Source organism: Virgibacillus chiguensis (assembly GCF_900129865.1).
In the GTDB taxonomy this organism is placed as follows: Bacteria; Bacillota; Bacilli; order Bacillales; family Amphibacillaceae; genus Virgibacillus; species Virgibacillus chiguensis.
Map to the genome: position 1 here is coordinate 20,727 of NZ_FQXD01000007.1, position 21,022 is coordinate 41,748.

At 36.6% G+C, this 21,022-nt stretch carries 20 protein-coding genes; 13 read left to right on the plus strand and 7 right to left on the minus strand.

Annotated features, from left to right (window positions below; genetic code table 11):
- Positions 1 to 26: 26 nt before the first annotated feature.
- The 3 genes from BUB45_RS09500 to BUB45_RS09510 are packed head-to-tail and all read right to left on the minus strand — an operon-like array spanning position 27 to position 2,251.
- The gene (locus BUB45_RS09500) at positions 27 to 653 is read right to left on the minus strand and encodes a bifunctional 4-hydroxy-2-oxoglutarate aldolase/2-dehydro-3-deoxy-phosphogluconate aldolase (RefSeq protein WP_073007931.1); all 627 of its coding nucleotides are present in this window, start codon (positions 651 to 653) and stop codon (positions 27 to 29) included.
- A gap of 18 nt (positions 654 to 671) precedes the next feature.
- A complete protein-coding gene (hxlB, locus tag BUB45_RS09505; protein WP_073007933.1) occupies positions 672 to 1,229 on the minus strand; it encodes a 6-phospho-3-hexuloisomerase in 558 nt (185 codons plus the stop codon).
- A 2-nt stretch (positions 1,230 to 1,231) separates the two neighbouring features.
- Positions 1,232 to 2,251 (minus strand): LacI family DNA-binding transcriptional regulator, encoded by a 1,020-nt coding sequence (locus BUB45_RS09510; protein ID WP_073007936.1) that lies wholly within the window; start codon positions 2,249 to 2,251, stop codon positions 1,232 to 1,234.
- Positions 2,252 to 2,489: 238 nt separating this feature from the next.
- On the opposite strand from BUB45_RS09510, the gene BUB45_RS09515 reads away from it, so the two are divergent.
- The 8 genes from BUB45_RS09515 to BUB45_RS09550 all read left to right on the plus strand — a co-directional run bounded on the left by BUB45_RS09515 (position 2,490) and on the right by BUB45_RS09550 (position 10,796).
- Positions 2,490 to 2,882 (plus strand): hypothetical protein, encoded by a 393-nt coding sequence (locus tag BUB45_RS09515; RefSeq protein WP_073007939.1) that lies wholly within the window; start codon positions 2,490 to 2,492, stop codon positions 2,880 to 2,882.
- Positions 2,883 to 3,264: 382 nt separating this feature from the next.
- A complete protein-coding gene (locus BUB45_RS09520) occupies positions 3,265 to 3,918 on the plus strand; it encodes a lysoplasmalogenase (protein ID WP_073007941.1) in 654 nt (217 codons plus the stop codon).
- An 808-nt stretch (positions 3,919 to 4,726) separates the two neighbouring features.
- Entirely contained in the window at positions 4,727 to 5,641 is a 915-nt protein-coding gene (locus BUB45_RS09525) for an ABC transporter ATP-binding protein (RefSeq protein ID WP_073007943.1), read from the plus strand.
- 1 nt (position 5,642) lies between these two features.
- Positions 5,643 to 6,587 (plus strand): ABC transporter permease, encoded by a 945-nt coding sequence (locus BUB45_RS09530; protein ID WP_342068353.1) that lies wholly within the window; start codon positions 5,643 to 5,645, stop codon positions 6,585 to 6,587.
- A gap of 535 nt (positions 6,588 to 7,122) precedes the next feature.
- A complete protein-coding gene (locus tag BUB45_RS09535) occupies positions 7,123 to 8,037 on the plus strand; it encodes an ABC transporter ATP-binding protein (protein WP_073007948.1) in 915 nt (304 codons plus the stop codon).
- Positions 8,030 to 8,983 (plus strand): ABC transporter permease, encoded by a 954-nt coding sequence (locus BUB45_RS09540; protein ID WP_073007951.1) that lies wholly within the window; start codon positions 8,030 to 8,032, stop codon positions 8,981 to 8,983. The genes BUB45_RS09535 and BUB45_RS09540 overlap by 8 nt, the downstream gene beginning before the upstream one ends.
- Before the next feature lie 391 nt (positions 8,984 to 9,374).
- The gene (locus tag BUB45_RS09545; RefSeq protein ID WP_073007954.1) at positions 9,375 to 9,863 is read left to right on the plus strand and encodes a PTS sugar transporter subunit IIA; all 489 of its coding nucleotides are present in this window, start codon (positions 9,375 to 9,377) and stop codon (positions 9,861 to 9,863) included.
- Positions 9,864 to 9,983: 120 nt separating this feature from the next.
- Complete coding sequence (locus BUB45_RS09550; protein ID WP_073008450.1) at positions 9,984 to 10,796, plus strand: PRD domain-containing protein; 813 nt, start codon at positions 9,984 to 9,986, stop codon at positions 10,794 to 10,796.
- A gap of 83 nt (positions 10,797 to 10,879) precedes the next feature.
- On the opposite strand, the gene BUB45_RS09555 is transcribed toward BUB45_RS09550, so the two are convergent.
- A complete protein-coding gene (locus BUB45_RS09555) occupies positions 10,880 to 12,160 on the minus strand; it encodes a glycosyltransferase (protein ID WP_073007958.1) in 1,281 nt (426 codons plus the stop codon).
- A gap of 260 nt (positions 12,161 to 12,420) precedes the next feature.
- Between BUB45_RS09555 and BUB45_RS09560 the strand changes: the two genes are divergently transcribed.
- The 5 genes from BUB45_RS09560 (at position 12,421) to BUB45_RS09580 (ending at position 18,438) form a co-directional block, all read left to right on the plus strand.
- Positions 12,421 to 13,191: a sporulation protein gene (locus BUB45_RS09560; protein WP_073007960.1), complete on the plus strand. Its 771-nt coding sequence runs from the start codon at positions 12,421 to 12,423 to the stop codon at positions 13,189 to 13,191.
- Between the two features lie 330 nt (positions 13,192 to 13,521).
- Positions 13,522 to 14,262, plus strand: a complete 741-nt coding sequence (locus tag BUB45_RS09565) for an SIS domain-containing protein (protein ID WP_073007963.1) — start codon at positions 13,522 to 13,524, stop codon at positions 14,260 to 14,262.
- Between the two features lie 71 nt (positions 14,263 to 14,333).
- On the plus strand, positions 14,334 to 15,044 hold the full coding sequence (locus BUB45_RS09570) for a GntR family transcriptional regulator (RefSeq protein WP_073007966.1): 711 nt from the start codon (positions 14,334 to 14,336) through the stop codon (positions 15,042 to 15,044).
- Between the two features lie 324 nt (positions 15,045 to 15,368).
- Positions 15,369 to 16,721 (plus strand): glycosyltransferase, encoded by a 1,353-nt coding sequence (locus BUB45_RS09575; RefSeq protein WP_073007969.1) that lies wholly within the window; start codon positions 15,369 to 15,371, stop codon positions 16,719 to 16,721.
- Between the two features lie 361 nt (positions 16,722 to 17,082).
- Positions 17,083 to 18,438: a sodium/glutamate symporter gene (locus BUB45_RS09580; protein WP_084723595.1), complete on the plus strand. Its 1,356-nt coding sequence runs from the start codon at positions 17,083 to 17,085 to the stop codon at positions 18,436 to 18,438.
- Positions 18,439 to 18,455: 17 nt separating this feature from the next.
- Here the strand turns inward: BUB45_RS09580 and BUB45_RS09585 are convergent, their stop codons facing one another.
- The 3 genes from BUB45_RS09585 to BUB45_RS09595 form a co-directional block, all read right to left on the minus strand.
- A complete protein-coding gene (locus BUB45_RS09585) occupies positions 18,456 to 18,824 on the minus strand; it encodes a hypothetical protein (RefSeq protein WP_073007971.1) in 369 nt (122 codons plus the stop codon).
- A gap of 24 nt (positions 18,825 to 18,848) precedes the next feature.
- Positions 18,849 to 19,367, minus strand: a complete 519-nt coding sequence (locus BUB45_RS09590) for an acyl-CoA thioesterase (RefSeq protein ID WP_073007974.1) — start codon at positions 19,365 to 19,367, stop codon at positions 18,849 to 18,851.
- A gap of 316 nt (positions 19,368 to 19,683) precedes the next feature.
- Positions 19,684 to 20,565 carry a LysR family transcriptional regulator gene (locus tag BUB45_RS09595; RefSeq protein WP_073007977.1) on the minus strand — a complete coding sequence of 294 codons (882 nt, stop codon included), beginning with the start codon at positions 20,563 to 20,565 and terminating at the stop codon, positions 19,684 to 19,686.
- Positions 20,566 to 21,022 lie beyond the last annotated feature (457 nt).

A 21,022-nucleotide genomic window follows, 5' to 3' on the forward strand; every position in this document is an offset into this window, starting at 1 on the left:
ATACCTTTATCCCATTAAACAAAACTTTAAACTATGGCTCGAATATACGATCTCGCTTCTTCCTCTAATTTCTCATAATCAGCTTCTGTTTTTAACTTGGTAACATTCACTAAATTACTGCCAATACCTACAGCTTTTGCACCTTGTTGTAAATAATCATTCATATTCTCTAACGTTATCCCTCCTGTAATCATTGCCTCCACATGTGGAAGTGGTCCTAACATATTTTTCATATAGGAAGGGCCAACTGTTGACGCTGGGAAAATTTTCACCATACTTGCTCCATGCTCATAAGCAGTTACGATTTCAGTAGGCGTTAACACTCCTGGGATATATAGCATACCGTAACGGTTGGTGAGCTTAAGCGTTTCTATACTCAACGATGGAGAGACGATAAAATCTGCTCCTGCTAGCATAACTGCTCTAGCTGTATCCGAATCTAGAACCGTACCAGCACCAATACAACTTTCCTCACCCATTGCTTCCTTTGCTACCGCAATAATGTTTGCAACATTTGGTGTTTCCGCTGTAATTTCAACAGCCTTCACACCCCCTGCAGATAGCGCTTTTAATATAGGAACAATATTTTCTCCATCCGCTTTTCTGATTACGGCTACTACTTTTGTCGCTTTAATAATATCTATCGGCTTCATGAAAGAACACTCCTATTCTCATTCTAAATTTGCGTGTTTCTGGGATAACACTTGGTTTGACTTATTCCATTGCTCTTGTTGAAGCACATGAGCAATAACAGCATCTAACACTACATGTGCTGATTGATCAAATTGGCTTCCTAATGGTTGGATTGTAGCAGGCTCATTCTGTAATCGCTTTTTGGTGGCAGCAGGAATTTCTACGACACAATTACTGTATTGGGCAATGACAGATTGCTTATTTGTTGTTACTAATGCTATAGTAGCGCCAATGGCAGTAGCTTTTTCTGCAAAGTATGCTAATGTTCCTGTGTTTCCTGAGCCAGAAATGATTAACAACACATCATCCGCTTCCATGTTTGGTGTAATTGTTTCTCCAACGACATAAACAGAATATCCACTGTGCATCATACGAATGGCAAAGGCTTTGCCAATCAACCCTGATCGACCCGTACCGGCTACAAAAATGGAATTTGCTCGTTTCAATTGTTCTACTAACGCAACTACCTCATCTGAATCAACTGCTTGTATTACTTTACTTACCTCCATGACAATCGTATCTAGTGTTTTTCTCATTGCTATATTTCATTCCCCTTCCTCTCACAAGATTCTCTGATTATGATTTCAGGAGCAAAGCGATACACCTGTTTTTTGCTTGCTCCATTATCAAATTGTTTAAATAGTAACTCCGCAGCCTTCTTACCCATATCAAATGCTGGCTGTGCAACCGTAGTTAATGAGGGCGTGTAGAGCGAAGCAAATGTGACATCATCAATGCCAATAATGGCTAATTGCTGGGGCACTTGAATTTGCTGATCTTTTACATATTGCAACAATTGATAAAGCAGGCGATCGTTTAAAGCAAGTATTGCTTCAGGAGGATCGGACAACAAGAGCAGTTTTTTCATTTGTTCTTCCACTTTTTCCAATGCACTGTTAATTGCATATAAAGGATTTGGACGAATATGGTTCTTTTCAAGGCTCTGTTGATACCCTTCTATTCGCTCTAATCGAGGCGTTATCGGATCAAACAGTGGTGGTGCCAGAACAGCTATTTTTTGATAACCATTAGCAACAAATTGATCCACAGCTAATTGAGCAGCCTGATGATTGTTTAGTAAAACCGCATCTGCTTCAACACCTGGAACGAGACGATCTATAAATACGAACGGGTACTCATCTTTCATTAAATCTTGGTAGAACGTTTTATTTTTACTAGTCGGAAATAAAATAATGCCGTCCACTTGTTTAGCTCGAAGCATGTCAATATACCGCTTTTCTTTTTCTGAGTTATCATCCGCATTACAAACAATGACGTGGTAATCTTCTGTATGACAGTAATCTTCAATCGCTCTAATAACACGCGTAGAAAAATCATGTAATATATTTGCAACAATTACACCAATTGTTTTCGTAGATCTCTGCTTTAAACTCCGAGCAATAATATTAGGTTGATATCCTAATTCTTTAATGGCAGCGTCTACACGCTCTTTCGTTTCTACACTCATATAATCAAAACGTTGATTCAAGAATTGCGACACAGTGCTTTTTGAAACACCTGCATAAGTAGCTACATCGGTAATAGTTACTTTTTTCATAAAGCACCTCTCCTTTTAAACTAAATCGATTTACTAAACCGATTTAGTTGCATTATATATGAATTTTAAATCGTTTACAAGTGGCGTTATGATGAACCTACAAAAATACATATTCGCACGAGCAAGCTCATAGATATAAGTAATAAACTCCTACTGTGAGGGAACAGGCTCAACTTATTCGTTTTAGCATAAACCGTATGTCCATTTTAAATTACTCTTTAATAAGGGAGCTGTTGGTATGCAAGATTCAATGGGAATTACAGAAGAGGAAATCAGACGTTATTATGTGCTTCAACAGGAAAAAAAGGAAATAGAGTATGAGATGAAAGAGTTGAAAAAGTATTTCCATCAAGCTCTTGATGCTTCTGTTGGAGAAAATCAAAAGGGAGAAATGAAGCGAGGGGACTATTTAGCGCAACGGCAAATTCGTACTTCAACCCAATACGAACGAGTTTGTACCGTAAGTAAATTAGAGGATATGCAGTTAGCAGATTTTATTATTATAGAAAAACGACCAGATACCGATAAGCTAGAAGCTGCTATCAAACTAGGATTAGTAGATGGCGAAGCATTTGCAGATTGTAAACATACAAAGGTAAACCAAGCTATCACTGTTAAAAAGCTTCGTTAAAAGAGAGCTTCAATAACATGAACAGTGAAACCAAACGGAAAAATGCCCGTGGTTTCACTGTTTTATCATTAGAAAAGCTTGGTTTATACGTTAACTCTTTAGGTGGTTATTTCCCTCTTTTATTCCTACGCTCAAAAGGAAAGCTTTTTAATAGAATTTTGATCGCATAGCAACCTTACACCAGTCTATACGCAAGATATATGACATATCCTTTCATTTCGTTTGCTCCACTAAATTTCTGTTGTATGATAGAATCATAAGCAAGTTTAGATGCTTCCCATACAACTATGCTGCATAGACAATAAGCTAATCAGCCTGCATATGAAACGAATCATACTCGATCTACATTGAATGCTATCTTAATTTGAAAGAAGGTGATTTTTTGCAAATAAATCGTTTACCTATCCTTATTCTAGTAATGGGTGTTTTATATATTTTTATCATCCCGGAGGAACCTCTTGTTTTCAAACTGTTTTTCAAGTTAATCCCAATGGCACTCATTATTTTTTATGCTTTTTACTCCCTGCCTAAGCAGAAAACCAAATCACATTGGCTCATTCTTATTGGTCTATTTTTTTGCTCTATTGGGGACGGAACCATACACTGGTTCATCGTTGGTCTCACATCCTTTTTGATTGGACACTTATTCTATCTATCTGGCTTTATCTATCAATGGAAATTTTCCATTTGGCGCGCCGCCTCTATTATTCCTATAGGGGTTTATGCTTGGATTATTGGTAGTGACTTCGTTCAGGCCGTGGCTCGCTCAGAAGACACCTACCTCGTAATACCTGTAATCATTTACATGACGGCGATCGCTAGCATGGCATGGTTTGCCATTATGTCAGGAAATGTTTTTGCTAGTATTGGCAGTATTCTATTCGTTATTTCTGACTCTATTTTGGCATGGAACATGTTTGTTTCGCCAATTAACAATGAACATATATTCGTTATGATTACGTATTACACCGCCCAATTTTTCATTGCTCACAGTCTGAGGAACTTTGGTAAAAAGCATTCACGAACTGTCTGGTAAACAAAGGATTGCCTTATACATCACAATCATTTAACCCCCCCTTTGAAGCTGACCCTTAGATATGTACTACCTATTAGTGGGAAATGAAAAAAAATCCACTGATTGACGATTCGCTTTATAAACAAGCGTAATTTGTTCAAGCTTGCAGAAAACACGATTTGTTTTCCTGCAAGCTTTTTCAATAGTAGAAGAAAAACAAAGGCTTTCGCCATAAAACTTGGTTTGTCGCCAAGTTTTTTAATTCCTTATTTTAGACAAACAACAAATTGTTTAGGCATAAATACGCCTGAAGTCGTACTCCATATTATTTCTTTAGCCTGTTACTTCCTATGTGTAACAAGTATACAATCATAACTATAGCTCCTAGTCGTGAATGATGAAGGAACAAAGGCTCGGGGCCCCCGTTCAGCAACGTAGCGACTGGAACGAACCAACGAAAGTTTTAGGATCATGCTCCTGCAACAGGAGTATGCTGGCGCCCTCCGGCAAGCCCGTCTTTAGTCGGCATTCCTATTTAGTACGAACCAATGATGACTTCGCGTAGGTCAATGGAGTGAAGTCGCCTAGTTGCTGGGCGCTGGAGCCGAACGTGGCTAAATAACTTAGTAAATTTATCCACCGCTGTAGACAGTCAAAAAGTCTTACGCGAGAAATATGTAAGCCAAGGAGGTGAAACCATGAAAAAAGCGCTTATTACATCTGGTATCGTTGCAGCATGCTTATCGGCGATAGTGCTCACTATTTCCAAAACAAAAACGGCAACATAAGAATCTTATTTGCACAACCTAACAACTATGGAGGTAACATAATGACAAGCGCAGCATTAGAATTAGTTCATTTGAAAAAAACAATCGGCAAAAAGGAAATTATTAAAGATCTTTCCTTATCGATTGAACCTGGAGAAGTGTTTGGTTTCATTGGACCAAATGGCGCTGGGAAAACGACAACAATACGTATGATTGTCGGTTTAATTAGCATCACAGAAGGTGACGTACTCATTCAAGGGAAAAGCTCCAAAACAAGTTTCAAAGAAGCGATTCAAGAAGTTGGAGCTATTGTGGAAAATCCAGAAATGTACCCATTCATGAGTGGATGGCAAAACGTAAAGCATTATGCCCGTATGATGTCAGGAGTAACAAAAGAACGTATGCAAGAAGTCGTCGAATTAATGGGGCTTGAAAAAGCGATTCACGAAAAAGTAGGGAAGTATTCATTAGGAATGCGCCAACGTTTAGGGATCGCTCAAGCTCTCTTACATAAACCATCTGTTTTAATACTGGATGAACCTACGAACGGTTTAGACCCTGCTGGAATCCGCGAAATGCGTGACCATATTCGCCATTTAGCTAAAGAACAAAACGTCGCAATTATTATTTCCAGTCATTTACTTTCCGAAATTGAACAAATGTGTGATCGCATTGGAATTATTAAAAATGGAGAGCTTATAACGCTTCAACAAGTTGGAGAAACAGAAAATGATAATCTGCTCCATCATTTGCAAGTAACTCCTATGAACCGAGCAAAACAAATATTACATGAACATCTTCAATTAGAGGCGACAGCATTGGATGGGCGACTATCATTTCATTGCCAAAAAGAATTCGTTCCAAACATCATTAGCAAGCTGGTTGAAAACCATTGCGCTATCTATGAACTTACAACAGCACATGATTCATTAGAGGATCAATTCTTTGAACTGATTGGAGAGAATACCATTGAGTAGCATGTTAAAACTTATCCATAATGAACAACTAAAAATATATACAAAAAAATCAACCTGGCTTATGTATCTTATCTTAGCGGGGTTAATTTTCACTTTCGCATTTAGTGTAAATTATTATGGTGTTCCAAACGAAGAATACCAAGTTGACAACTGGCAACAAGTCTTGCAAGAAGAAAATCAAAACTTAGAACAGGAAATGAAAAAAGATAAGTTTAAAACAGCGTATCATTCTTACATCATTGAAAAAAACAATTATTATTTAGAACATGATATTCAGCCAGCTGCTTACGATGCTTGGAACTTTACAGGAGAAACATCAGAGATAATCATAGTTGTCGGATTATTATCCATCATTGTCGCTGGAGGCATCGTTGCCAACGAATTCCGCTGGGGAACGATTAAACTACTACTTATTCGCCCCATTGAAAGAAGTAAGATTTTGTTTTCTAAATATGTAGCAGTCCTGTTATTTGCATTATATACACTTCTATTTCTCTTTATTACGGCCTGGATCACTGGAGCAATCTTTTTTGGAATTAGTGAAGTGGACGCTACTATCGTTAAAGATGCGACGGATGGGTTTAGGTCAGTCCCATTATTCAAGGATATTTTGACGAATTATAGCTTTCCACTAGTTGATTTGCTTATGATGACTACGTTAGCATTTATGATTTCAACTGTATTTCGTAATAGTTCATTAGCTATTGGGGTTTCATTGTTTTTATTGATGGGCGGTTCTTCATTTGTACAGATGTTTGCAGATAAAGATTGGGTAAAATACATTTTATTTGCCAACACAAATCTAAGACAATACACCGCTGGAAACACCCCTTTTGCAGAAGGTATGACACTGGGCTTTTCCCTTACCGTTTTAATCGTCTATTATGTTATTTTCATAGTAACTTCATGGATCGTATTTAAGAAACGCGATGTTGCAGGTCAATAATTTTTTATTGGCTTGTCGCCAGTCTTATAGCAAAGGTTGTAGTTTTTTTATCTTATAAACCTGACAACTTTATGCTTTCCTATAGTACATGTAAAACGAAGGGGATGCCCCATGGGCTTCCCCTTCCTTATTTTTTGAAAGTAGATATTGTGTACACTATCCGTTCTATCCCTCTTTTTTTGGGAACAAATCTACGGGTTACAAACAAATGAACCGTTTACATGACAATAATGAAAGGTAGATGTAAGAAAAAACATGTAAAAATTCCCTGGTACTTATGGTACTATTAGCTTACTCACTAGTTGATACGACATTCTTCTGAAAGGATGATAAGCAGATGAAGAAATTGATGATGACCCCTTTTGTATTTTTCGCAGGTTTAGCAATTATGATGATTGTTTTTATCGCTAAAAAATGGACAAACGTAACAAATAACAAGCAATAACTTTTTATAAAAAAACGATTCCTTTTGCCATAAAGACTAGGTAACAGGTGAAGTTTTTCTATTATACATGAATTAATGGAGGTTAAAGAAATGACTGTAGCAGCAATGGAGTTAGTCAATCTGAAAAAATCGATTGGCAACAAAGACATCATTAAGGGCCTATCCTTTTCAATTAATCGGGGTGAAGTGTTTGGGTTTATTGGACCGAACGGAGCAGGTAAAACAACGACCATTCGTATGATGGTCGGATTAATTAATATATCTGAAGGCGATGTACTCATTCAAGGACATAGTATAAAAAAAGATTTTAAACAAGCTGTACGTGAAGTTGGTGCTATCGTTGAAAACCCAGAAATGTATCCATTTATGACAGGGTGGCAAAATTTAAAACACTATGCACGTATGATGCCAGGTGTAACGGAAGAACGTATGCTTAAAGTAGTTAAGTTAATGGGCATGGAAAAAGCAATCAAAGAAAAGGTTGGTAAGTATTCTTTGGGAATGCGCCAACGTCTTGGAATTGCGCAAGCTCTCTTACACAAGCCGTCTATTTTAATTTTAGATGAACCGACAAATGGCTTAGACCCTGCTGGAATTAGAGAAATGCGTGCGCATATTCGCCATCTTGCCCGAGAAGAAAATGTAGCTGTTATTGTATCTAGTCACTTACTTTCCGAAATTGAACAAATGTGTGACCGCATTGGCGTAATTAAAAATGGCGAAATGGTTACTTTACAACAAGTAGGCGCTCAAGATAATGATAATCTCGTTCACCAATTAACGGTTACACCAATTACGAAAGCAAAACAATTCATCCAAGAAGAATTCGCTTTGCAAGTAGTAGAACAAGATGGAATACTATCTTTTCATTGTAAAAAAGAGCAAATGCCAGCAGTTATTAAAAGCTTAGTAGAAAACAACTGCTCCATTTATGAGGCGAATGTTGTAAATGGAACCTTAGAGGACCAATTCTTTGAACTGATTGGAGAGAACACCATTGAGTAGACTATTTAAATTAATCCAAAATGAACAAGCAAAAATATATATTCGAAAATCGACTTGGATTATGTATATTATATTATTTGCAATTATCATTGCTGGTGCTTTTTTAACCGATAAATTCTCTGATTTAAATGAGGATTACCAAGGTGACGACTGGCGTGAAGTGCTTCAAGAAGAAAACAAAGATCTGCAAAAAGAAATGGAAAAAGATGAATATGCAGCATCTATAAACCCAGAAACAATTGCCAAAAACAATTATTATTTAGAAAACGATATACAGCCCGCTCCTTATGGTACATGGAATTTTGTGACGGAAAATGCAGTATTAATGATGTTAGTTAGTTTATTAACTATTATTGTAGCAGGTGGCATTATCGCCAATGAATTCCGCTGGGGTTCAATTAAATTACTACTCATTCGCCCTATTAGTAGAAGCGGAATATTATTATCCAAGTATTTAGCAACACTCTTATTTGGCTTATATACAACCATCTTTTTATTTATTACATCTTGGATTGTTGGGGCTATCTTCTTTGGTGTTGGAGATATGAACCCTGAAATTGTTAAACAAACAGCAAATGGATTTACTTCTGTGTCACTATTACAAGAGACTTTCACGCAATATGGGTATCAATTAGTGCCACTTATTATGATGACAACTCTAGCGTTTATGATTTCAGCTGTATTTCGTAACAGCTCTCTAGCAATCGGTATTTCCATTTTCTTAATGATGGGTGGAAACACATTTATTGGTTTCCTAGCAGAGAAAGAATGGGCCAAATACATTCTGTTTGCTAATCTCGATTTAAGTCAATTTGCGGACGGTAGGACACCTATGGTTAACGGACTGACCTTAGAATTTTCCATTACGATGTTAGCTATTTATTACGTCGTCTTCTTAGCAATGTCCTGGATTATATTTACAAAACGCGATGTAGCTGGACAATAATAGCTCACAATAACCTAACCTTACATTCGTAGGAAGATTTGTTCTTTCGAATGTAAGGTTTTATAAGAAGTTGAAAGTATATCTAAAGAAAGTTGATATTTATCGCATTTAGTGATATGATTGCGTTATCAAATAAACATTCGGATCACATGTTACTAACACGATTAGGCATGGTGGTATGATAGAGTAACCTACCATTCAGGGCTCTTTATACTGCCATGTCTTTTTTACGAATAATATAACGTATCGTGCATTCGAAAATGACTTGCTTTTTGTGATTCAGTTAACATAATACGTGAACCCTGTTTCCAATTTTTTGCGAAACGTTTTATACTTTTTACTATAGATGCAACCTTCCACCATAACAACTTATAGAAGAGGAGTTAAGCTTATGTTAAAAAAACTGTTTAAAAAATCTAAAGAACAAATTATTTATGCCCCATTAAATGGTGATATTCTTCCACTCGAAGAAGTTCCCGACCCTGTCTTTAGTCAAAAAATGATGGGGGAAGGTATCGCTATCATGCCAAGCGATGGCAAACTTGTCTCTCCAATAAATGGAAAAGTGGTACAAATTCCAGATACAAAGCACGCCATTGGCCTTGTTGCCGACGATGGTACTGAAATTTTAATCCATGTCGGTTTAGAAACTGTAGCACTGAAAGGAAAAGGATTTGATGTTAAAGTTCAAGCAGATGATACAGTAAAACTAGGCGATCTGCTAATGGATATTGATTTAGCTTATATTAAAGAACATGCATCCAGCACAGTGACACCTATTATCATTACAAATAATACGGATGGAAGTAAACAGCTTAGCTATACAGATGAAACGAAAAGTATAGCACAAGAAACCACTCTAATAACAATTACTTCTTAACATACAAAACATAGCGCTTAGATTCTACAGTTTATTTTCGCTCTCTATGTTCCTGTATGGGGAAAATTAGTGTAAGAAAAATGACTTGTTTTTTAAAGGAGATGTCTTCCGGTGAAAATCATGAAAATACTTAATAATAATGCTGTAATAGTAACAGATGGCAATCAAGAGAAAATAGCAATTGGCGCTGGGGTCGCTTTTAATAAACAAAAGAAAGATATTGTTAATCCAGCCAAGATTGAAAAACTGTTTGTTGTTAAAGAAAATGAAAAATTACAAGAATTAATTATGCGTATACCGGAAGAACATCTACTTATCTCTGAAGAAATTATCGCTTATGCTGAACAGCAATTAGGAACAAGTCTAAATGAGCATATTTTGTTAGCTTTAACAGATCATCTTTCTTTTGCCATTGAACGTACAAGAGAGGGAATATACTTACAAAATAAACTATTGCAAGAAATCAAGATGATGTATCGGGAAGAATTTAATATTGGAATTTGGGCCATTAACCATGTAAAAGAGAAGTTGCAAATTGAGCTACCAATGGATGAAGCCGCATTTATAGCACTCCATGTCCACACAATGAAGATTCAAGGAGGTGATTTACATGAAACAGTAAAACAAACGGCAATTGTCAAAGATATGGTTGATAGCATTCAACACAACTTAAATATCACCTTTAACGAAAACAGCCTCGCATTTGAACGGTTAATGACGCATTTACGTTTTGCTTTAAATCGAGTCCATCATTATGAAGCCCACTCATTAGATGAAGAGATGCTCGCGATGATTAAAAAGAAATTCAAACGCTCTTATCGTAGTGCGATGAACGTAGCGAAAAAAGTAGCCGCAAACTATGGAATTGAATTACCCGAGGAAGAACTTGGCTACATTACATTACACATCGAGCGGTTGAAAAAATTCCAATAAGAAAACTTTGCTTTTAGGGAACCTTCTATGATTTTGCGTTCTGACCTATGTGAATTTTCCATCAAACTTTTATACTTTATTTATTAATTGATCAGTTCTTGCTTCGTAGTAAATCTTTGTTCAATTAATTGGAATGAACTTAGCAGTGATTCCACAAAATTTTCATTTGAAAATATCTTTTTCAGATAATCAGCTTGTAAATGACGGACATATCGTTTTTCCTTATAGATTCTTCTTAAAATACTTTCTAATTGGCTTGGCGTGTAATTAAATTTATCCTCATCAGAAAAATACATCGAGGCTTCTACTAAGCTAGAATTAGGAGTAATTGTATAAACACCCATCATAGCAGCTTCTAATGGCGTTATTCCTAGAGTTTCATATCTAGAAGTACACAAAAAAGTTGCTTTATTACGGACTAATTTAAACAAACTGTACAATTCATTTTGTGGCAAAGTTTGAATGATAAGAAAATGTTGTTTTAAGTGTTCAGGTAGTGAATTTATTAATGCTACTCTTCTCTCTCCCTTATCTTTTGGATCACCAGCTATCAAAACCTTAAGAGGTATACCACTATCTAGAGATTTTACCAAAGACGTAATTAAAAACTCCAAATTCTTAAAGTAATCAATTCTTGCAACAGTCGATATGATTAGCATCTCATTTTTCTTGACGGAAATAAATTTAAAAATTTTATCCATTAAAGTTATCTCTTTAACGTTTGGTAAAACAATAGGGGGAACTATCTTAAAGATGTTTTTCTCGTCAATCCCTTTTTTCATAATAAAGTTTTTTTGAAGTTCTGAATGCTGCAAAACAAATACATTTTCTTTTCTGTTAAGAGCTAACAAGCCTTCTTTTTGTTGCCTACCTAGATGACAAGCCTTTTCTTTGGACTCAAACGCTATATATGATTCTGAGGCTGAATAATGATTGATAAAATCTTCTACAAAAGGCCCGTGATGTGTGACGCAGCATGGTACATGTTGAGGATGATATTTTAATAGTGTATCCGTTTGGTAGTATACGATAGGAAGGGAAAATGGTGATGAAATCAACATTATTCTAGAAATTGCCGCTTCTAAAACATTTTTTATTAAAAACGTTTCTATATTAAAATTAAACTTCATTGTAATTACAATGTGGTTTTTAATGTATTTTTCCTCAAGTACAGGGTAGGTTAAAGACTCATCTCTTTTATATAAAATCAATCCAGCATACTTATTATTTTTGTATAAGCAATCTATCACATTCATTGTAAACGAGGTAGCCCCTACTTTTGCAGTAAAATTCCAAGTAGATGGAAAGTATTTTTCGTTTAAAACAATGATACCTTGAAAAGCACTTTTTTTATACTTATTCATACTTGCACTCCCTTATATTGAGCAAACTTCATATAACCAAATATTACCAACCATAAATTAATTTGTCAATATTCTACCAAATCAAACAAAATTTAAAACGCAAATTTGTAAACTTTCCTATAAATATACCGTTTTTTCATTTATACTGTAGGAAAGGATAAAAAATCCAGTGTTTTTAATATAATATTGACTTATCGCCAAGTCTTGATGGCGACAAGCCATATGTCTTATTCTACAAAAGAACAGAGAGGAGCATACATATGTTTAAAAAATTGTTTCATTCTATTGGCATCGGCTCTGCACAAGTTGACGCTAAAGTAGACACAGAAGACTTCAAACCCGGGGGGACAGTGGAAGGTGTTTTAGACATAGAAGGAGGCAATTCGGAACAGCGAATTGACCAAGTTTATGTAACCGTTGCAACAAATTATACGTCAGAAATAGGGGATAATGAAGATGATAATGTGCGGCATGTATTAGGACGCTTTAAGCTTACAGACGAATTTGTTATTCAAGAAGGCGAAAAGAAGTCGATCCCTTTTAGCTTCCAACTACCTGTACGTACACCAGCAACTTTAGGAAAAACAAGGGTTTGGTTGGAAACAGGCATGGATATTAAAAAAGCGCTTGATCCAAGAGATAAAGACCACATCCACGTTGATCCGCATCCATTAGTTGACGCTTTTCTTGATGCCGCAGACAGCTTAGGATTGGAATTAAAAGAAGTAGAATGTGAGTTCACCCCCCTTTTCTTTGGATTAAGAAAGGAGTTTCCGATAGTTCAAGAATTTGAATTTAAGCCAGAGGAAGGGAAATATAAACGGAAACTTGATGAATTAGAAGCTTTATTTTTTGTCTACGAATCAGAGGTTGTAGCCGTTATCGAAGTTGATCGGAAAATGAGAAACGATGATCATCCGCTCGCAGAAAATTTTGATTTAGATGAAAGCAACGTTGTACTACGCTATGGATTTGATGATGTGGATGATTTGCCAGAGAAACTAGAGACTCTCATTGAGGAAAACCTCTAGTAATGCTAGTTCTACAGTAACTTATATCGAAATAAACAATGGACACCTTAAATAAAGGTATTAGAGAGCTTTAAATCCTCTTAGACAAAGGATTTGAAGCTCTTTTTATATTTGTTTCTTCGCTGCTATAACCGGTTGTAGCTTCTTTGAATAAGCCTCATGTCAAATCATACAAACAATGGCAATTCTTACAGTACAGCATGTGCGGAATAAACACAATACTGCTTTCTTAAAGCTAGACACGGTGATATTAAGAAAATAACATATTAACTTGACATGTATTAACAACATGTTATAACATGTACACATAATATTAAAGGAGGAATAGGCATGCAGACAAAAGAAGAAATCGTTCGCTATCTAAATTATTTAACAGACACTTGGAAAACTGTAGTGGAAAATGAGGTTGAGCCTATCGAGAAAGCAGCCGACCTGATCTTTCAAAGCTGTCAACAAGGTGGTCGATTTTATGTATTTGGTTCAGGTCATTCCCATATGGTAGCTGAAGAAATATATATTCGAGCTGGTGGATTAGCATATGTAAAGGGTATGTTACCCCCAGAACTTATGTTACATGAGATGCCAAATAAAAGTACGTATTTAGAAAGACTAGATGGATATGCAAAAAGTATGTTGAACTTATACAAGGTGGATGACAAAGATACGTTAATGGTCGTCTCAAATTCTGGCAGAAATAATGTTCCTGTAGAAATGTGTTTGGAAGCAAAAAAACTAGGTGCCAGTGTAGTTGCGCTAACATCCATGGATCATTCCACCAATGTATCCTCCAGACATGCTTCCAATAAAAAAATGTACGACATTGCAGATGTAACCATCGATAATCACGCTCCTAAAGGGGATGCAGCGTACATGATGGAAGGTGTTCATACGGGATTAGGACCAACATCTGATTTTACAAGTATCGGGATAGCCCAAGCAATCATTATAGGCGTTATTCACAAGTTAAAAGAAGCTGGTTTAGAAGTACCTGTCTTTAAAAGCTCCAACGTAGATGGCGCTGATAAATACAATGACAAAATCTTTGATACCTACTATGGATATTGGAAATAGTACATTTTATAATCCATTTCTTACGCATGATACAATGAAGCTATTAGATTATAGAAAAGGAATGCAATGATATGAAATCGAATGTAGCGAAATACCAAATCGTGAAACAGTATATTTTAGATCAAATTGAAAAAAGAATTTATCAGCCACATCAATTAATTGAATCGGAATTAGAATTAACAGAAAAGCTAGGCGTTTCTAGAATAACGGTAAGAAAAGCATTGGAAGAATTGGTGAGTGAAAAAGTGTTGTCGAAGAAAAAAGGAGTTGGAACATTTGTAAACCCTCTTCCTAAATATTTAGGTTTTAAGCCAGGAATAGGCTTTACTTCTGAAGCAAAAAACAGAGGGCTAACTCCTTCAACTAACTTGTTGCGGCTTGCTAAAGTAGCGGCAGAGGAAAATCAAGCTACAGATATGCAAATCCATGTAGGTGATCCATTGTGGCTTGTCGAACGGATTCGCTATGCGAATAACGTAGCAGTGTCTTACGAGTTAGAGTATTTTGATTACCACTTAGTCGGAGAATTGACCGAAGACATTTGTAAACAATCCATTTATGAACATTTAAAAGAAAAAGGGATCGAATACGAATATGTCGACCAAAGGATTTCAGCTCTATTAGCTGATGAAGCCTCTGCGCACCATTTAAACGTTCCGATTGGCTCACCGCTTATTAACATAAAAAACATTGCGTATTTAAAAAATGGAAAGCCTTTTAATCTTGGCTTCGCATTGTACCAAACAAATTCATTCCATCTCATGCATACCGTGTATCGCTAGTAAAAGCAAAAGCTTAGAGCGCGCGCTTAGTAACATAGCGAGTGGAAGTATCAACGAAAGATTTAGGAATTATGCCACTAAGGCAGGGGTACGCGTACGTCAGGCGGCAAGCCCGTTTTTAGTCAGCCTTCCTCTTAGTCATGAGCCTTATGTTAACTTCGCTTAGAGTTATTCATGAAATCGCCTAGTTGCTGAGCGCTAGAAGCCGGACGTGGCTATTCCGTTATGTTGTTATACATAAGCATCTTATTTTATATTTTCCTAGTGAGTGAAAGCGAATCACACATTTTGAGTATCAAGCCTAATTCCAAAGGAGAGTTCTATATGAAAGTGATACTGTTATGTAGCGATTATGAGGAAAAACTATTCCCTTACGATAAAGAATGGCAACCCGCTTGTTTAGAGGTTTTAAATGTTTCTAATATTATTCATCAGGTTGATTTTTTTATAAAAAATGGCATAAACCCTAAGGATATACATGTTTTTTTAGGGCATCAACCAAAGCAAGTCACCCATCTATTGTGGAAATATTCGGGTATTCAACTGCATGGTAATTTTAACGATTTCCGAAGCTTTTTAGCTGGAATTTATCCAAGCTTAGATGAAAAAACGGTCATCGTAAAATCAGACTATGTCTTTGTTAACGAAGATCTCAAGAAAATATTACATCATCATGCCGAAGATTCCGTATTATTAACAGAGAAGAAAGAAAGCACAGAAGCCATCTGCGCCAACGTAGAAAATGATGCCATTCAATATTTTTTAGGACATCCTAGGGATCATTATGTTACCCATCAAGTAGCAGGAGTGTATGGTTTAAGTAAAGCGGCATTACAATATATCATTCATAGTTCAGATGGCTTCGAAAAAAGAATTTCAGGTTCCATGATTCCAGATTCGTTTTTCATTGAAAACGGATTGAATCAGTATTTGGATGATGGATCACAAATAAAATGTAAGCTTGCCGATAATAAAATTTTTCAACTGAGGTTTCCTTGGGACATTTTAAATGCTAATGTGTATCATTTGGATTTACTGGTTAAGCAATTGACAGAAAATGATATTAGCCCAAGTGCAAAAATAGATAAAACAGCTTCTATTCATGGCGTTATAAAAATTGGCGATCACTCGTATGTAGGAAAAAATGTGGTCGTAAATGGAAACCTCATCGTAGGCGATCATGTGGTCATTGATAATGGAGCCATTTTAAATGGAAACATACTCATTGGCGACCATTCCTATGTGAAGGACTACGCAAAAGTGGAAGGGTCAACTGTCATCGGCAAAGAGAATAAATTTGGACATAATGCAGAGTTTAAAGGGGTTTCTATGAAAGGCGTTTCTGCTGTTCATTATAGCGAGATGTTTGGTATCATGGGACGGTATGTCGACGTTGCAGCAGCGTGCGTAGCTGGGATTTTAAGATTTAATGATACAAAACAGCCGCACAACATGACAGGTCGGACTTACACGCCGGAGCATTCAAATGCCATTTTTATAGGAGATTATACGCGGACAGGCATTAATAACGTTTTCTTTCCAGGTGTTAAAATTGGCAGTAATTCCGCTTTATATCCTGGGCTTAATATAGAAAAAGATGTCGCCCATGAAACCTTAGTCATAAAGAAACAAGAAACTATTGAAAATAGATGGGGTGCAAAGAGATACGGCTGGTAGAATCAACCATTAACAAGTGCATTTTCAAGAAGCCGTTAAGGGTACTTTCCCCTAAACGGCTTGTAAAATTCTCGATTATATTTATGGAAGTCCGCACCTTATCTCCAGGATTCATGTACCAACAGGAAAGTGCTCCTTATACAGCATTTTACAAAAACCGATGCTTTTATCAAATTTCCCCTATTATTAACAACATTACATCATTTATCGAAAAGGCCCATAACATGTCATTTTGTGATATAATGAGTTGCCTGCACGCTTGAAAACCTCGCATTATAAGTAAGTCATCATTAATTTTGTACACATTTCGCAACAAACTCTAATTGTTATTTTACAAAAATTTTGATAAGGGGGAATTTTATTGGAAAATTTCACAATTTGGTCTTTAATGATTGATCTTAGCATTATTTCTGGATTACTTTTGGTCGGAACGATTTTACGAGCAAAAGTAAAATGGATTCAAGCTTTATTTCTACCTGCTAGTATGATTGCAGGATTTCTCGGACTTGCATTTGGCCCGAGTGGCTTTGGTATATTACCTTTCTCCAATCAATTTAGCGCTTATCCTGGGTTACTTATTGCTGTCATTTTTGCGGCTATTCCTATTGGCGCAGCAAAAGTACACTTATCTGAAGTGTTTCACCGCGTTCGCAATATGTTCTCTTATTCTATGATTCTTACCCTATCCATGTGGGGGATTGGTGTTCTTTTTGCATTGCTTATTTTAAATCCCATCTTTTCAGACTTACCTAGCGGGTTCGGTCTCGTCTTAGGTGCAGGGTTTTTAGGTGGACACGGTACAGCAGCAGCAATTGGCGAAGGGTTAGCTCATGCTGGTTGGAAAGAAGCAATGGATTTAGCGATGACCTCTGCAACCGTAGGCATTCTCATTGCAGTATTAGGTGGACTATTTCTTATTAAGCATAGTACTGAAAAAGGAAAAACGAAATTTATTACGAATTTTAAGGACCTTCCTACTGAGTTAAAATCTGGGCTTATACCTAAATCCAAACGTTTCTACATGGGACAAGAGACTGTATCATCCAGTTCTATTGATCCCCTTGTACTACACTTGGCGATTATCGCCTTTGTCATTGGTGTATCCTATTGGATTACAAATAGTCTGTCCGACTTAATACCATCTGTTTCCGTGCCACTATTCAGTGTTGCTTTTGTTCTTGGTTTATTGTTTCAAGCGATTAGCCGCAGAATAAAATCAGATGAGTATATTGATCAACGTGTAATGGAACGAATTGGCGGAACAGCTACAGATTTTCTCGTCGCTTTCGGTATTGCATCGATTAACATCACTGTCGTTATCGATTACGCTTTACCGCTACTTTTCTTATTCGCCTTCGGAACAATTTGGGCATATGTATTATTCCATTTTGTTGGACCCAATATATTTAAAGATTTTTGGTTAGAAAAATCTATTTTTGGTTGGGGCTGGAGTACTGGCACTGTTGCTATGGGATTAGCGCTATTACGTATTGTCGACCCTGAACTGAAGAGTCGTACTCCAGAAGACTATGCTCTTGCTTATATTGGTGTCGCCCCTGTCGATATTATCATCGTAACCTTTGCTCCAATCTTATTTGGACTCGGATTTACTTGGGTTATCCCTCTTGTACTCCTACTTGGAGCTGCAGTAATTATCGCCATTTACAAATCTGCAGGTTGGTGGGGACAAGGTAAACATGAAAACACGCCTAGCTAAGCTGGCGTGTCTTTCATCTATACAACGGCTGGACCGACTAAAGATATAGGTTGTTTACCCAGAATCAATTCACATATCTTTCCATAACCGATTTGTTTATAAGCGCCTAAGAGGGCCTTAATATCTTGTGATTTCGGGTCTTCTTTTAATTTGTTAATCTCCCGTTTATACACATTTAAGATATAATCATCGTTAACTTGTGGTCGATACTTAGTTGGATCTTCGTCCATGATGAGACAACCCATATATTGAAAATTAAACTGTAGCTGTCTCGTCAATTGAATGATTCGCTTGAATTGCTTATACTCTTCTGGTTTAGTTGCTCTAAATGACGCGATTGCACGTTTCGCATCTAATAATTCCTCATAGCTAGAAGTAATAATCATTGAAAACCTCTCCTTTTCGTCCCTTTATTCATCCCAAGGTTTTTTAATAGAAAGTTTAGCAACTAAATCCTTATTTTGTTGTCGTTTTAATCGACGAATTTTGGCTCTTTCTTCACCAGTCTCATAAAGAAACCTCTCCTCTTCTGTTTCCGGGATTACTTTTGGAACTTCGATCGGCTTTTTATTTTCATCTAAAGCAACAAACGTTAAAAACGCTGTAGCCGCTATTCGACGTTCAGCAGTAATCATATCTTCAGCAATGACTTTACAGAAGATTTCCATGGAGCTTTTTCCTGTATAGGCTACAAAGGATTCTATACAGACAGAATCGCTTTGGCGAATAGGCGAGTTAAAATTAACGGAGTCCGTAGATGCTGTCACACATTCTTTGACTCTTGCATGTCTCCTTGCTGACAAGGTGGCACATGCATCTAATTTCTTCATTAACACTCCGCCAAACAACGTGTGGTAATTGTTTAAGTCATTAATTAACACTTGGTCATTTTGAATGATCCGTGTATCCTTGCTTCTTTTCGCATGCATTGTATCACCTTATCTATTCAATTTCAGCTTCTCATCTATTATAATTCCCGTTGACCGCAAGCGTAAAATGCCAATATCCCATACATCACATAACAAACTGTTATGTAAACGCTTTAAAAACAGAAGATATACGCTTCTCTGTAATTAATTCCACATTTTTAAGCAACAAGTAAGAATGTTCTTTTAGGTTCAATTATCCTTTTCTATAATTGAACTGTATTTGAAACAAAAAACTAGACCACATGTAAAAAGACCTGGCTTATCACCAAGTCTATGTGGCGCTGAAACGCCTTCGTTTTGCTTATAAACCTAATACTTAATAGTGCAATTTTTCTTCAGCAAAATGGATAAATTCCTTTATAACATAAGACAAATTAGAATCTCGCCTCCAAATTAAAGCTAGCTTCCATTCCATTGCAGGGTTCGTTACTGGTATAGAAGTGACTTCTCTCGTCAGCTCCTGACATGTGCTATCAGGTAGTATAGCAACGCCGATATTCGAAGCTACCATTTCCTCGATAAAATCCAGCTGCGATGTTTCTAAAATAATTTTCGGCTTAAATCCTGCCTCTTGACACGCCTTAACGATACTGTCACGTAGGGCAAAATCTTTATTAAACATAATAAACGCTTCTTCTTCTAGTTCATGTAACGTCATACTTTTTCGTCGAGCGAACCTATGACTCGTTGGAACAACTAACTTTAGCCCTTCATGTATAAAAGTATGGCACGCAAAATCACCGTATGTTGCCGGCAAAACAACAACTCCCAAGTCCAATTCACCTTGATGCACTTTTTCTTCAATTCGTTTTGAACCATCTTCCTCTAGCTGAAACGTTATATCTGGGTATTGGCGATGAAATGGTGCAATTAATTGCGAAAAGAAAAATCCATTTGTAATCGAAGGAAGGCCAATTCGCATATGTCCTTTTTTCAGTTGCTGAAATTGACCTAAATTCGATAATAACGTTTGATATTCTGCTTCTATACTTTTGGCATGCTGATACACGACCTGCCCTTCTTCCGTTAGTACAAGCTTCTTTCTAGAACGAATGAACAACGTCGTTCCAAGCTCTTCTTCGAGCGATTTAATAATTCGACTGATCGCAGGTTGCGTTATATATAGTTGGTTTGCAGCCTGGGTGAAGCTTCCGGTCTTCGTTACCTCCATAAAATACTGTAGATGTTTGATCTCCACTTTTCTGCCCCGCTCCCTTAAAGAATAATTGCTAGTTAAAGGAAGTTCTTAAACCTACTCACCTCGGCATCTTAAACTGCTGTCAGCCTACACATGAAAAAGCCAAATCTAAGAGTATATAGGCTAGATAACAGCACTTCATGCCTGGTTCGTTTAAATCCTTTTGTGCTACGAACAATCCATCGATAATATAATTAAAAAACTTGGCTTGTCACCAATTCCTATGGCTAAAACTGTAGTATTTTTTTCCTTTTATGTTTTCCTAGAGTCTATCAACAGACGGTATACGGATCGTTCGCCCACTTATATGTTATCTCCCATTTTTATAACAGCCTAGCATATAACCAAATTAATATGGAGAAAGCTGTGATTTCTTTATACGAAACGCCCCTGTTCTATTGTAGAAAAGCAATGCTTCGAGCTACTCGACCTTCTCGCTGTATTTGCATCACGTAAA

Excerpts from the sequence above, each read along its gene's own strand:
- BUB45_RS09530 (WP_342068353.1), top strand. The coding sequence starts at position 5,643 with ATGTTAAAACTTATCCATAATGAACAACTAAAAATATATACAAAAAAA.
- BUB45_RS09590 (WP_073007974.1), bottom strand. The coding sequence starts at position 19,367 with ATGCATGCGAAAAGAAGCAAGGATACACGGATCATTCAAAATGACCAA.
- BUB45_RS09500 (WP_073007931.1), bottom strand. The coding sequence starts at position 653 with ATGAAGCCGATAGATATTATTAAAGCGACAAAAGTAGTAGCCGTAATC.
- BUB45_RS09545 (WP_073007954.1), top strand. The coding sequence starts at position 9,375 with ATGTTAAAAAAACTGTTTAAAAAATCTAAAGAACAAATTATTTATGCC.
- BUB45_RS09555 (WP_073007958.1), bottom strand. The coding sequence starts at position 12,160 with ATGAATAAGTATAAAAAAAGTGCTTTTCAAGGTATCATTGTTTTAAAC.
- BUB45_RS09535 (WP_073007948.1), top strand. The coding sequence starts at position 7,123 with ATGACTGTAGCAGCAATGGAGTTAGTCAATCTGAAAAAATCGATTGGC.
- BUB45_RS09515 (WP_073007939.1), top strand. The coding sequence starts at position 2,490 with ATGCAAGATTCAATGGGAATTACAGAAGAGGAAATCAGACGTTATTAT.
- BUB45_RS09510 (WP_073007936.1), bottom strand. The coding sequence starts at position 2,251 with ATGAAAAAAGTAACTATTACCGATGTAGCTACTTATGCAGGTGTTTCA.
- BUB45_RS09550 (WP_073008450.1), top strand. The coding sequence starts at position 9,984 with ATGAAAATACTTAATAATAATGCTGTAATAGTAACAGATGGCAATCAA.
- BUB45_RS09565 (WP_073007963.1), top strand. The coding sequence starts at position 13,522 with ATGCAGACAAAAGAAGAAATCGTTCGCTATCTAAATTATTTAACAGAC.
- hxlB (WP_073007933.1), bottom strand. The coding sequence starts at position 1,229 with ATGAGAAAAACACTAGATACGATTGTCATGGAGGTAAGTAAAGTAATA.
- BUB45_RS09525 (WP_073007943.1), top strand. The coding sequence starts at position 4,727 with ATGACAAGCGCAGCATTAGAATTAGTTCATTTGAAAAAAACAATCGGC.
- BUB45_RS09570 (WP_073007966.1), top strand. The coding sequence starts at position 14,334 with ATGAAATCGAATGTAGCGAAATACCAAATCGTGAAACAGTATATTTTA.
- BUB45_RS09585 (WP_073007971.1), bottom strand. The coding sequence starts at position 18,824 with ATGATTATTACTTCTAGCTATGAGGAATTATTAGATGCGAAACGTGCA.
- BUB45_RS09560 (WP_073007960.1), top strand. The coding sequence starts at position 12,421 with ATGTTTAAAAAATTGTTTCATTCTATTGGCATCGGCTCTGCACAAGTT.
- BUB45_RS09575 (WP_073007969.1), top strand. The coding sequence starts at position 15,369 with ATGAAAGTGATACTGTTATGTAGCGATTATGAGGAAAAACTATTCCCT.